The organism is Chitinimonas violaceus (assembly GCF_052601015.1).
In genome coordinates this window covers 1-11883 of the sequence record NZ_JBQXDJ010000089.1, presented here as the reverse complement: position 1 = coordinate 11883, position 11883 = coordinate 1, and the positions used below count along the sequence as shown (strand labels likewise).

Annotated in this window: 10 protein-coding genes and 1 pseudogene; 9 read left to right on the top strand and 2 right to left on the bottom strand. The window is 57.7% G+C overall.

The features are described from left to right. From ACUHMQ_RS18780 to ACUHMQ_RS18770, 3 genes and pseudogenes are all read left to right on the top strand, one after another. A pseudogene (locus ACUHMQ_RS18780) lies at positions 1-1134 on the top strand (hypothetical protein); the annotation flags it as partial. 2 nt (positions 1135-1136) lie between these two features. Further along, positions 1137-1520 carry a hypothetical protein gene (locus tag ACUHMQ_RS18775; RefSeq protein WP_445296989.1) on the top strand — a complete coding sequence of 128 codons (384 nt, stop codon included), beginning with the start codon at positions 1137-1139 and terminating at the stop codon, positions 1518-1520. A gap of 1 nt (position 1521) precedes the next feature. Next, complete coding sequence (locus ACUHMQ_RS18770; protein ID WP_445296988.1) at positions 1522-2067, top strand: RNA 2'-phosphotransferase; 546 nt, start codon at positions 1522-1524, stop codon at positions 2065-2067. Between the two features lie 45 nt (positions 2068-2112). Here the strand turns inward: ACUHMQ_RS18770 and ACUHMQ_RS18765 are convergent, their stop codons facing one another. Next, positions 2113-4167: a replication endonuclease gene (locus ACUHMQ_RS18765; protein WP_445296987.1), complete on the bottom strand. Its 2055-nt coding sequence runs from the start codon at positions 4165-4167 to the stop codon at positions 2113-2115. A gap of 626 nt (positions 4168-4793) precedes the next feature. Between ACUHMQ_RS18765 and ACUHMQ_RS18760 the strand changes: the two genes are divergently transcribed. The 3 genes from ACUHMQ_RS18760 to ACUHMQ_RS18750 are packed head-to-tail and all read left to right on the top strand — an operon-like array spanning position 4794 to position 6224. Continuing rightward, the gene (locus tag ACUHMQ_RS18760) at positions 4794-5045 is read left to right on the top strand and encodes an AlpA family transcriptional regulator (protein WP_445296986.1); all 252 of its coding nucleotides are present in this window, start codon (positions 4794-4796) and stop codon (positions 5043-5045) included. A gap of 27 nt (positions 5046-5072) precedes the next feature. After that, positions 5073-5786, top strand: a complete 714-nt coding sequence (locus ACUHMQ_RS18755; RefSeq protein WP_445296985.1) for a hypothetical protein — start codon at positions 5073-5075, stop codon at positions 5784-5786. A 36-nt stretch (positions 5787-5822) separates the two neighbouring features. Then, entirely contained in the window at positions 5823-6224 is a 402-nt protein-coding gene (locus tag ACUHMQ_RS18750; RefSeq protein ID WP_445296984.1) for a hypothetical protein, read from the top strand. Positions 6225-6368: 144 nt separating this feature from the next. Here ACUHMQ_RS18750 and ACUHMQ_RS18745 read toward each other — a convergent pair whose 3' ends face one another. Beyond that, entirely contained in the window at positions 6369-6749 is a 381-nt protein-coding gene (locus ACUHMQ_RS18745) for a helix-turn-helix domain-containing protein (protein ID WP_445296983.1), read from the bottom strand. 104 nt (positions 6750-6853) lie between these two features. On the opposite strand from ACUHMQ_RS18745, the gene ACUHMQ_RS18740 reads away from it, so the two are divergent. The 3 genes from ACUHMQ_RS18740 to relB are packed head-to-tail and all read left to right on the top strand — an operon-like array spanning position 6854 to position 11605. After that, positions 6854-10219: a CHC2 zinc finger domain-containing protein gene (locus tag ACUHMQ_RS18740; RefSeq protein WP_445296982.1), complete on the top strand. Its 3366-nt coding sequence runs from the start codon at positions 6854-6856 to the stop codon at positions 10217-10219. Beyond that, positions 10209-11339: a site-specific tyrosine recombinase XerC gene (gene xerC / locus ACUHMQ_RS18735; RefSeq protein ID WP_445296981.1), complete on the top strand. Its 1131-nt coding sequence runs from the start codon at positions 10209-10211 to the stop codon at positions 11337-11339. Before ACUHMQ_RS18740 ends, xerC begins: the two co-directional genes overlap by 11 nt. 41 nt (positions 11340-11380) lie before the next feature. Beyond that, on the top strand, positions 11381-11605 hold the full coding sequence (gene relB / locus ACUHMQ_RS18730; RefSeq protein WP_445296980.1) for a type II toxin-antitoxin system RelB family antitoxin: 225 nt from the start codon (positions 11381-11383) through the stop codon (positions 11603-11605). Positions 11606-11883 lie beyond the last annotated feature (278 nt).

Genomic DNA, 11883 nt, shown 5'->3' with positions numbered 1-11883 from the left:
TTCGGGGATGTGCTTGGCAATAGCATTGCGGGCAATGGTCGTAAATGGGTGGAACCTGCCAAGCCGGTCGTACCGGAACCGAACCGCAGCGAACGGCCACGGGATTGGCGCGATCTGTTTGATGATGAGGTCGTACCGGCAACGCCGATGGGTAATAGTGGCCCAACGGGTGATGAGGGTGGCTACATTGATCTAGCCCGACGTGGAGAGCCCTACGGCGGTGACTCAGATGGCCGTGTTCAAGGTCGGGGAGTGGCATTCCGTGGAAATATGTACGGGAAAGGCACAGCCTCAGCTGCGAACAACGAGCCCGTAAATAACATCCAAATGTTTACGGGTAAGGCACGGCTGCCAGCAGAAACCGTAGATGAATTTAATGCACGAGTTTTTGAAGCGCGTCTAAATGGAACGCTGGGGCAAAAAGGGCCTAGCGGGCCAATTTACGACAAAAATATCCATGTCGAAACTTGGAAAACTATCGGCAATGGGGCAATAATCTCTGTAGCCAATTTTATTCCGGATGCTGTCAATGGCGGTGCCGCATGGTTAGAACAGTTTGCTCATACAAAGCCCGGCGCGTTGGGCCGGATGGCTGACTGGGTGGATGTTCGCAATCCAGTTGCTCAGTCCGCGTCGGTGGATTTACGTGGTGTAGCGGGTGGGTTGCTTTCGTTAGCGCCGATTAAATATGGGAAGTATTCGGCAGGAGTCTCAAACGGTGTAGAGTGGATTCCGGCAACCGATATTCGCTTCTCTCAAAATTCAGTTTCATTTAACAAAATTGATCGTGCTACTGGGAAGTCATATAACTACGACGACCTAGTAACTAGCATGCGACAAGATGGGTGGAAAGGTGATCCTGTTGATGTAGTAAGGATGCAAGATTCCAAGTTGACCAGTATGGACAACACTAGAATTCGTGCAGCTCGTGAAGCACAGATAGATGTCCAAGCAAATGTACGGTCATTTACTGACCCTCTTACTCAAAGTGAAATTGGCAGATTCACAAAGAAGGCAGAGGTCCCGACTACTTGGGGTGAGGCGCTCCTGATTCGTATCAATAGTCAATCTGGCAAATTTGGTATTTACCACCCCAATGGTGCCGATACATTACCGCGTGTTAAAGGGCAATAACGGTGAAAGTTGAAACTTATTTGTTTGATAAATCTGAGTTGCCAGAAGGTTTCTTATATCCGCAGTCATATTTAGAGATTGTTAATCTGGATTTGCCTGAAATAGAGCCTTGGTGGTGGTTAGCTCCGTACAAAGATTCAGCAATATATTGGATGAATACGCTGCGCAGTCAGTTTCCATCCCGTGTACTGGTTCCGTTTGCTAAAGATGGTGCTTCAGATGATGTTGCTTGTTTTGATGGGGAAGATATTTCGGGGAATCCGAAAGTATTTTGTATACATTCGTTTTGCGAACCAGGATGGGAAATGCGGGGAGATTTTCTTTGTTTTAATGAATGGTTGAAAGACATAAAAAAGAAGTCGTCAGAGTTTAAGTTGGATGAGTGACATGAATAACTTACAACTCAGCAAAGCTGTTTCCCATGCACTGCGCCATGAACCATGGCTTTATGAATTGGAACTCGACGACGAGGGTTGGGTTTCAGTTGAGGAACTTTTATCTTCCTTACGTTCCGAAAAGTTGGAATGGTTGGATTTAAGCGAAGTCGATCTCGTCGAAATGATCACTCGCTCAGATAAGAAGCGCCATGAGCTACAGAACGGTAAAATTCGTGCTCTATATGGCCATTCATTACCGGATAAATTGCTCAAGACACCTGCCGAACCACCGGAAGTGCTATATCACGGCACTTCACCGGATACGATGGTCCTAATCCAGAAAAGTGGCCTACAACCGATGAATCGGCAATACGTTCATCTGTCGGTGGATACTGGGACGGCAAAGCAGGTCGGTTGCCGCAAGGCCCGGACACCGGTTCTGCTGGAAGTGCAGGCAAAGGTCGCCGCTGCAAGTGGAGTTGCCTTCTACCGTGGTAATGATTTGGTCTGGTTGGCAGATCAAATACCAGCACAGTTCATTGTATTTCCGTCTTAAGTTCAAGATGGTATGTTGCACAATCAACTTCAACAGCCAATCACTTCAAAGCTCGAAGGTGTCCTCACAGCGTACCCAGTCCGCACTGCCGTCTAACGGCGCGCACTCGTCCCGGTCGGTCCACCATTCAGGTGGGCCGGATTCGGCGCAGTGGTCGAAATAACCTGCATCGTAGGGCGGCGCTTCGTCTAAACCGGGGTCTTCCTCGGGGTTCCACCACGCTGGCGGGCCGTCTTCTTGGTAATCGTCGTCGATTTGCGGTGCTTCGGCTGGCGGCAGTGGCTCGGTTTGGGCATCAGCCAATAACTGCGTACAGTTATTGTCACAAGTCCTAGATGGCCGAGCTTCGCCCGTCCTTGCGGCGAGTCCTTCGGCCGCGCCTTCAAACATCGACTGCTTCTTACGCCAGTCGATGGTCCAGGTCTTGGTGCGTGTCACCACCTTAGCCGCGCCGGCTTCCACCCCCTTCACCACGGCACAGGCAGCCTCACCGTAGCGGTTCAATTGGTCGGGGCGGTCTTCCTTCGCCAACGACAACGGCAGGTCTTTACGACGGGCCAGCGGGCCGCCCAGGAGCTGGCAGAACAAGCCCCAATCGCCGGTATCGGCTGCGGCGGCGGCTTGGTCGATGACGGTGTCGTCCTGCTTTGCGCCGCGCAGCTTGCGCAGTTCGCGCCATAGCGCAACCGGTGGGCCGCCATAGAACTGGAACTGACGCACATGCCATAGGCTGGCCCAGGCGCGGACCTTCTGCGCCCCGGTAATGGTGTCGGTGTCGGCTTCGTAGTCGTCGCCCAGGGCGATGTGTTCGCCGTCTTCGCGGCGCTGTTCGCTTTTACCGTCGAGGTTCTTGGTCAGGTATTTGGTGAGGTAGGCGACGGCCCCACCGACGCGGCTGCCATCGGCCAGCACTTGGGCCGGGTTCATCACCTGGCAGTTGAACCGCACGCTGGTGGCCGGCACCTTGTGCCATTTGCCGCCTTCCTTGTTCCACACCTTGCCGACTAGCTCGTCGGGGTAGGCTTGGCAAGCGTAGTCCTGGAACAGCGCCACAAAGCGCGTTAGGGCCTCGGGTTCGCCAAACAGCATCATGTGCCAATGTGGGCAGGCGTCGGCATGCGGTTCGGTGGTGCGCAGGCCATAGACGTGTAAGCCGCGACGGTCTGCTGCTGCACGCACCTTGCCCCAGGTCTGGCACAGGTAATCGTTGGCCTGCTTGGGGGTGGGTTTGCCCGCTGCCACCCAGGCCGGGTTGATGATCTGCTTAAAGGCCCGCTCGCCACGTTTGCGCTTGCTGCTGACGGTCTTGCTCGGGTGGTAGGCACTCGGGGCCGTCACCGTGACGAAGACGGCTGTATGGCCCAGTTCCTCCGCCACCAGCTCGAAGCCTTTAACGCGGGTAATCAGTTCAGCAAAGCGCACGCGCGGGTTGGCCACGCTGCTTTGCTGCATGTCGAACAACGAGACTTCATCGCCTTCGTTGCTGGTGGCTAGGGCATGCCGCAGGGCTTCGTTCTGGTCCTTCCACTTGGTTTGCAGCAGGGAGAGGGTTTGTTGTGAGACATAGGTATCGGCACCCCGGCGCACTTGGCCCGCGCTAATGCGGCCTTGTTCCAAGGTTTGCAGGTGGCGGCGGACGAGGTTGCGTTTCCATACCCTGCCGTCTTCCAGACGTTTACCAATCCCTTCGACGGTGACGCCCTGTCTGCCAGCCTGCGGCAGGCGGACGTCAAAGCGTGGGGCGATCATGGCGGCAGTGTCTTCAGGCGATAGCCAGGTATGCAGCTTATCGCACAGGGCTGCGCCGTCTTCACCCAGGCGGCACACGTCAATCAAGGGCGTGGACGGGTGACCCAGGTATTTATCCAGCCGCTCGGACAGGTTAATCAGTTCCACCGACCCCACCGGCTGCTGTAGCCAGTGGCTGACACGTTGGCCCAGTGCGTCATGGTCTTCATCGCGGGCGGCTTCCCATTCACGTTCGGGAATGGCGCGTAGCTGATGCTTGCGCTCACGGCGGCCCGACTTGCGTAAGGTGGGCGCGCAGTTGGCTGCGAGCCATTCGGCATCGGTCTCAACGTGGTAAGCAACAGTTTCCATCGGTTTCTTTGGGCAAGCCGATCCCCTTGCGGCCTGTCGGGGTCGTTTAAAAGGGTGAGTCGGGGGTTAAATCAGCGGGTTGGTAACTCGGCTTGCAGTATCGAGCACGGTCGGATCGGTGGCACGAAGTCGCCATTGTGTGGATGGCTCACACAATCCGGCGGTTTGGGCGAGGTCTGCGGCGAGGGGGTTTCACCCCGGCGCGCGCGCTCATATCCCCGCCACGCCCGCGCACTTAATAGCGCGGTTTTTATGCACCTGCATGATGGGTTCAAACCCGCGTCAGTACTGGCGGGGAATGGGGTCGAGAGGGTGCAAAAAATCATGCGAATTCATGCACTCTAGGCATGCATTTGCATGCAGTGGGCGGCTAAGGGGCCAATGACAGGCCGTTAACGACGCGGTTTCCCTGACAAATTGCCCCAATGGGGGGCGAAAGACGGGTAGCAGGGGGTCGGATTCGGCGTTTTAGGTGGGTGATGAAACGGCGGGATTGTGTGGGGTGTTCACACAATGGCGTTCGCTCGTCGAGGCGGCACGGGGTCGGGATACTGGCGGCATGCGTTCAACAACGCCTCATCTGGTCCAGTCGGATACGGATGAACCCTAAAGAAAGACCCTGAGCAATGACACAACTTACCCCCGCTTACGACGAAGCCGCCAATGACCTGGTGTACGGCGACAGCTTGCGACACGACCGCTTTATGCGTTTGCCGGAAGTGCTGGCCAAGTGCGGCCTCTCCCGTACCGGCTTGTATGACGCGATGCGGCTGCGTGACTTCCCTAAGTCGATTCACCTGGGCTCGCGCAATGTGGCGTGGCTGGAATCGGAAGTCCTCGCCTGGATGCAGCACTGCATCGCGCAACGCCAAGCCTGATCAACCCACTATTAAGGAAACCTCCCCATGTTTGAACATCACCCTGAACACCGCGCTGCCGTTGAAGCGGCTTTGGCTGAATGCCATGCAGCGCGTGACGCCTTCCTGCCGTTGCAGGCAGTCTGTACCGCGTTACGCAAAGAAATCGCCACCCACCAGCAATCGGCCCAGGAAGCAGAAAACGAGGCCGCGCGCCTGAGAGCAGAAAACAAAGGCTTGCTGCGTAGCTTTACTAGCCACCTGAGCCCGAAGTGCCGGGAACTCAAGGCGCAGGAACGGGCAGCCTATACGCTGGCGGAAGACTGGCGCGAACTGGCCAGTGAACTGGAAAAGGGATTGGACGAAGCCGACGAAGACGCTTCGGAGCACTGGTATCGCGTGGTGATTGCGCAGAACGCGTTACTGGACTGCTATAGCAATGCGCTGATTGAGGTTGGGCTTAGCCAGTTGCCACCTGCACTTAAGCTGGGCTTCCAATTACAGGCCGACCGCTTGGCCAGCAAGGGCCAACATGCCAGCTGGCGTTTGTTCGACGAGTCGAGCCTGGATGCGGCATGGCGTGAACTGGCGCCCAAGCTGTTAGCGCAATGTAAACAAGCGGTGGATATCCCAGACGAAGCAATCAGGGCGGGCCTGCAACTGGCGGACCGTGGTTGTGTGCCGGAACTGACGCCAGCGCAAATGCATGTGCGTCGCTTTGAACGCCAGAAGGCGGCAGAAGCAGAAGCGGCCCAGGCCTAACCCTTTTATTTAATACAGACGAAAGTAAACAAGATCATGAGCAAATGGATAGGCGTCGAATTGGAAGGCACGCTGGCGGAATACAACGAGCGATTCCCGAATCAGATAGGCGAGCCGGTGAATGCGATGCTGCTGCGGGTCAAAGGCTGGTTGAATGAAGGCAAGACGGTAAAAGTCCTGTCGCGTAGAGCGAAGGCGGGCAGCAGTAACTACGAGGTGAATAGCTGGTTGCGCAACCAAGGACTGAGCATGTTGGAAGTGGTGCCGATGGAAAAGGACATGGCGTCCTTGTGGAGTGCGCGTGCGGTGCGTGTGGAATTGAACGATGGGAAGCTATGCAATGGTTGCAAGCACGTCCCGGAAAACCAGTTCCATCAGCAGGGAGGCGGGCGGGAAACCTATACGATGACGGACTACTACACGCTGACGGATTGCTAAAGCCTGCCAGCCACAGCTCGATAACACACGTTTCCCCGTCCTTCTTTCTCTTTTAAATAAAAAAAAGCCCCCTCGACCCCAGCTACTGCTTGGGGTTCAGGGGGTTTCTCTTTAGCTGCTTACTGCGTTGGCAGACTGAAAACGTTAGCTGCCTGTCTGTGCTGGTGTAAAGAACTGCTTGGCTTGGTGCCGCAAAATCAGGCTATCCAGTATCTCTTTGACGACCTGTTTCTCTTCCGTAGAGAACGTAGAAACGGCCTCGAACCGTAGGCGGAATTCATCGCTTGGCCCACGTTCCTGTGTATCAAACAGCAAGAAGTCAGTACTGACGTGCAGTTTGATAGCGATCTTCTTGAGTGCCTCTAAAGACGGTTGCGCCTGACCAGCTTCGTACTTCTTCCAACTGTTTGGATGTACACCGACAGCATCAGCCATCGCTTGCTGCGAGAGGCCCCGTTGCCTGCGTAGCGTAATCAAACGAGCGGAAAGAGACATGGACAACCAGAGAGAAAACGTATTGCCCATGATCCTACCTCCCTAAAACAATAGCGCTTGACCGATGTACATACATATGTGCCACAATAAAACACATTAATGGTCTTGACAAGGTTTTAGAGGAAATCCGATTTATGGCCCGTATTCCAGATACAGAAATTGAACGCTTGAAGGCCGAGGTGTCGCTGGTTCGCCTGATCGAGGCGGACGGCATCGCGCTGAGCAAGCAGGGGAAGGATTACGCGGCCTGCTGCCCATTCCATGAAGACGACAAACCGAGTTTGGTGGTGACGCCGAGCAAGAACCTGTTTCATTGCTTTGGCTGTGGCGAAGCGGGTGGGCCGATCGATTGGGTGATGAAACGACGCGGTATCAGCTTCCGGCATGCGGCGGAATGGCTGCGGACTGGCTTAGGGGACAACAGCCTGGAACCGGTGCTAACCCCTTCTGCCTTAGCCGCTTCGCCTTCGGCTGCCGAGTCGCACAGGGTGGACGAAGCCGAGCGCCAGACCTTGCTGGGCCGGGTGCTGGCGTATTACCACGACACACTCAAGCAAAGCCCCGAGGCGCTGGCCTACCTGGATAAGCGGGGTTTGAATCACCCTGAGTTGATCAGCACCTTCCAGCTGGGTTATGCCAACCGCACCCTGGGCTATCGACTGCCAGACAAGACCCTCAAGGCGGGCATGGCGGTGCGTCAGTCTTTGCAGACGGTGGGCTTGCTGCGCGAGAGTGGTCACGAGCACTTCAACGGTTCGCTGGTGGTGCCAGTGATCGGCCTCAATGGTCAGATCCACGAAGTCTATGGCCGCAAGATACGCACCGACTTGCGTGCGGGTACAGCGGAACACCTCTATTTGCCGGGTGGACATGCTGGCGTATGGAACGAAGCCGGACTGGCGGCGGCGGGTGGTGAGGTGATTCTGTGCGAGGCGTTGATCGACGCCATGACCTTCTGGGTGCATGGTTTGCGCAATGTGACGGCCAGCTATGGGGTGAACGGGTTTACCGCTGACCACCTGGCGGCCTTCGAGCGGCATGCGGTCAAGCGGGTGCTGATTGCCTATGACCACGACGAAGCCGGCGACAAGGCCGCGCGGGCCTTGGCAGAACGGTTGCAGGCACTGGGTATCGATTGCTGGCGTATTCGCTTCCCGCATGGCCTGGACGCCAACGCCTATGCCCTGGCGATGAAACCGGCGCATAAAGCCCTGAGTCTGGTGGTGCGTAAAGCCGAATGGATGGGCCTGGAGGACGCGCCGAGCGAAGGTAAGCAAGCCCTGGCGGCGATGGCCTCCCGCGTCATGGAAGGGCCTGAATCAGTTCCCCCTCTTCCCTTAGCCGCTGGTTTGCCTGCCGTGACGGCTGGGGCGGTGCCGGTGACACCACCGGTTGCCGATTTACCCGCCAGCCCGGTACCGCCTGCGCCGCATTGCGACCTGAGCGCCGAGGTGAACGAGCGGGAAGTCGTTATGCAGCTGGGTGGGCGACGTTGGCGGGTGCGGGGGTTGCCCAAGAATCTGGCGGTGGGGGTGCTCAAGGTCAACCTCATGGTGAGCGGTGGCGATGACTTCCACGTGGACACGCTCGACCTGTATGCAGCGCGGGCACGTGGCTTGTTCCTGCAACAGGCCGCCGTCGAGCTGCGCGTGTCGGTGGAGACCCTTAAAACCGAGTTAGGCCGGGTGTTGCTCAAGTTGGAGCAGGTGCAGGACGACACCATTCAGCAAGCCTTAACGCCGCAAGCACCCAGCCAACCGGCGATGAGCGAGGAGGAACAGCAAGCAGCACTGGCGCTACTACAGGCACCGGACCTGTTGGGCCGGGTGCTGGCGGACTTCGAGCAATGCGGCATCGTTGGAGAGGCAACCAACAAGCTGACCGCCTATTTAGCCGCCACCAGCCGCAAGCTGGATCGACCGCTGGCGGTGGTGGTGCAATCATCCAGTGCAGCGGGTAAATCCAGCCTGATGGACGCGGTACTGGCGTTCATGCCACCGGAAGAGACGGTGCGCTACTCCGCCATGAGCGGACAAAGCCTGTTCTACATGGGCGAGACCAACCTCAAGCACAAGATACTGGCGATTGCCGAAGAGGAAGGCGCGAGCCGTGCCAGCTATGCCTTGAAGCTGCTGCAATCGGATGGTGAGTTGACGATGGCCAGCACCGGCTCCGACGCCAATGGCAATCTGGTGGCGCAGGAATACCGGGTTGAAGGCCCGATGAGCCTGTTCATGACTACCACGGCCATCGACATCGACGAAGAATTGCTCAACCGCTGTCTGGTGCTCTCGGTAGACGAAGGCCGCGAGCAGACGGCAGCGATTCACCGTCGGCAACGGGAACGGCGCACGCTGGAAGGCTTCCTGGGCAAGGAAACCAAGGAGGCGGTGCTGGCGTTGCAGCGTAATGCCCAGCGTTTGTTGCGTCCCTTGGCGGTGGTGAACCCGTTTGCGGATCAATTGACCTTCCTGGATGACCGCACGCGCACGCGACGCGATCATGAAAAGTATCTCTCCCTGATCGACACGATTGCCTTGCTGCACCAGTACCAACGCCCGATCAAGAGCTTGACGGTGGGGGATCGGCAGATTGACTACGTGGAAGTGACGCCGCAGGACATTGCACAGGCCAATACGCTGGCGCATGAAGTGCTGGGCCGCAGCCTGGACGAATTGCCACCGCAGACCCGCAAGCTCTTAGCCTGCGTTCAGCAGCTGGTGCGCGAGCGTGCCGACACGACGCAATTAGGGGTGCAGGACATCCGCTTCAGCCGCGCCGAGGTGCGTCACGCCAGCGGGCTATCGGATACCCAATGCCGCCTACATCTGGATAGGTTGGCCGCCCTGGAATACCTGCTAGTCCATCGCGGTAGCCGTGGGCAAAGCTTCGAGTATGAATTGCTGTTTGATGGTGATTTAGCGGCGCACAGCCCGCAATTGGCCGGGTTACTGGATGTAACCCAGCTGATGGCAACAGGTACGACAGCCAGTTCGCGGGGGGTAGACCCCCAGTTCGCGGGGTCAACGCGGCCCCAAAACGGCCCCAACGCGGGGGGTGTGCGGCGTGCTGATGCCTGCGAATCGCCAGACGCCACCAGGGTTTTAGCGGAGACGCCCGTTTCTGACGACGAAATAAGGGTGGGGGGGTATGCAAACACCTTTGAGCCGGTCGTAGTCGTACCGGGGGCAATGGGGTTTGATAGCGCCGTTGACGTGGATGTTGAGCTGAAAACTGGGTGTACGACAGCCAGTTCGCGGGGGGTAGCCCCCCAGTTCGCGGGGTCAACGCGGCCCCAACACGGCCCCAACACGGGGGGTGTGCGGGGTGCTGATGCCTGCGAATCGCCAGACACCACCAGGGTTTTAGCGGAAACGCCCGTTTCTGACGACGAAATAAGGGTGGGGGTGCCTGAAAATACCCCTGATCCGGTCGTGGTCGTACATCCCTTAGCTCACGTGCCGGTGTTGCCGGTAGAAGGCGCGGGCTATGCCGCGTAAGGGTCAGAAACTCAAGACACGCCAACGCCGCCCAACCAAGCCGGTCGTGCCCCGGCGTCAGGTGGCGGACCCGCTGGCGCATCACCCGATGCTGGCTTACATGGCGGCGCACTTCGACTACCTGCGGGTCAAGGGTTACTCGGAATACACGGTGAAGGCCCGTCACAGCAGCCTGCGCCGCTTTATTGGCTGGTGCGATGAGCGCGGGCTGATGCAACCGGCGGACGTGACCAAGCCGGTGCTCGAGCGCTATCAACGCTATTTGTTCTATTACCGCAAGGCCGATGGCCAGCCGCTGACCCATGCCAGTCAGGTGGGGTGTCTGGGGCCGCTCAAGACCTGGTTCAAATGGCTCGCCCGAGAAAACTACCTCTTGTTCAACCCGGCCAGCGAAATCGACCTCCCCAAGCCCTCGAAGCGGCTACCGCGTGCGTTGCTGTCGGTGCAGGAGGTGGAAGCGATTCTGGCGCAGGCGGAACCCAATACGCCGTATGGGCTGCGCGACCGGGCCTTGCTGGAATTGCTCTATAGCACCGGATTGCGGCGGCTGGAAGCCTCAAATCTGGCCTGCTACGACGTGGACCTGCACCGTCGGCTGGTGATGGTGCGGGAAGGCAAAGGGCGCAAAGACAGGGTAGTGCCGTTGGGACAACGTGCGCTGGCTTGGCTGGATCGTTACCTGATGGAATCCCGCCCCCAATTGCTGACGGTGGATGAAACGGCGCTGTTTCTGAGTGACTACGGCGAGCCGATGACCCCGGCGCATATCTCGCTGAAGGTGAAGAAGTATATGGAGTTTGCGGGCGTCAACAAACCGGGCAGTACGCATCTGCTACGCCATGCGATGGCGACCCATATGCTGGAAGCCGGGGCGGATGTGCGGATATTGCAAGCCTTGCTGGGCCATGCGCAGCTCTCCACGACCGAGATTTATACGCATGTGAGCATTGAACACCTCAAAGCCATTCACGACGCCACGCACCCGGCACGGCTGACGCGACAGGACGAGACGCCGGTACCACCGCCCCCCGGCCTGCGGGCCACGGCGGCGGTGACGTTGCTGGATGCGCTGGCAGAAGAAGACGACGACGCCCCCGACGCAGACGGTCTGGCGCAGTAATCCCCCTAATCCTTATAGAAACCTAACCGAAGGAAGCCATCGTGCTGACCATCCGACTCCCTGCCGACATTGAAAATCGGCTGAATGCATTATCGAAATCAACGGGGCGCACCAAGACGTTTTACGCCCGAGAAGCGATCCTGACGCATTTAGAGGCGTTGGAAGACATCTACCTGGCCGAACGGCGTTTGGCTGATTTACGGGCGGGTAAAACCCAAGCCATGTCGCTGGAAGAGGTGATAAAGCACTATTGCCTGGAAGACTGAGCTTGCCCCATTTGCCTTGCCCCCGCCCTTCTCCTTAGCCGCCTGCTGCTGATCGATTTCCCCGCTCGTTTCCCCTAACCCGCAGCCCGTCTGCGGGTTTCTTATGTCAAAATGCGCCCCCTTCGCCAAGGCAATTGGCTGTGTTCTTTAAAAACAGCGCCTGGAAAAAATGCTGTCCATTGGGCAGTTTTAGGCCAATGGATGCGTTAAAAGCCTGATGGCGTCTAGGTTTGAAGGGTATCTGTACGACAAACCGTGACCGAAAAATCTATCTTCGG

Coding starts and splice junctions, on each gene's coding strand:
- ACUHMQ_RS18755 (WP_445296985.1), top strand. CDS start 5,073: ATGTTTGAACATCACCCTGAACACCGCGCTGCCGTTGAAGCGGCTTTG.
- ACUHMQ_RS18765 (WP_445296987.1), bottom strand. CDS start 4,167: ATGGAAACTGTTGCTTACCACGTTGAGACCGATGCCGAATGGCTCGCA.
- ACUHMQ_RS18740 (WP_445296982.1), top strand. CDS start 6,854: ATGGCCCGTATTCCAGATACAGAAATTGAACGCTTGAAGGCCGAGGTG.
- ACUHMQ_RS18760 (WP_445296986.1), top strand. CDS start 4,794: ATGACACAACTTACCCCCGCTTACGACGAAGCCGCCAATGACCTGGTG.
- ACUHMQ_RS18750 (WP_445296984.1), top strand. CDS start 5,823: ATGAGCAAATGGATAGGCGTCGAATTGGAAGGCACGCTGGCGGAATAC.
- ACUHMQ_RS18770 (WP_445296988.1), top strand. CDS start 1,522: ATGAATAACTTACAACTCAGCAAAGCTGTTTCCCATGCACTGCGCCAT.
- ACUHMQ_RS18745 (WP_445296983.1), bottom strand. CDS start 6,749: ATGGGCAATACGTTTTCTCTCTGGTTGTCCATGTCTCTTTCCGCTCGT.
- xerC (WP_445296981.1), top strand. CDS start 10,209: ATGCCGCGTAAGGGTCAGAAACTCAAGACACGCCAACGCCGCCCAACC.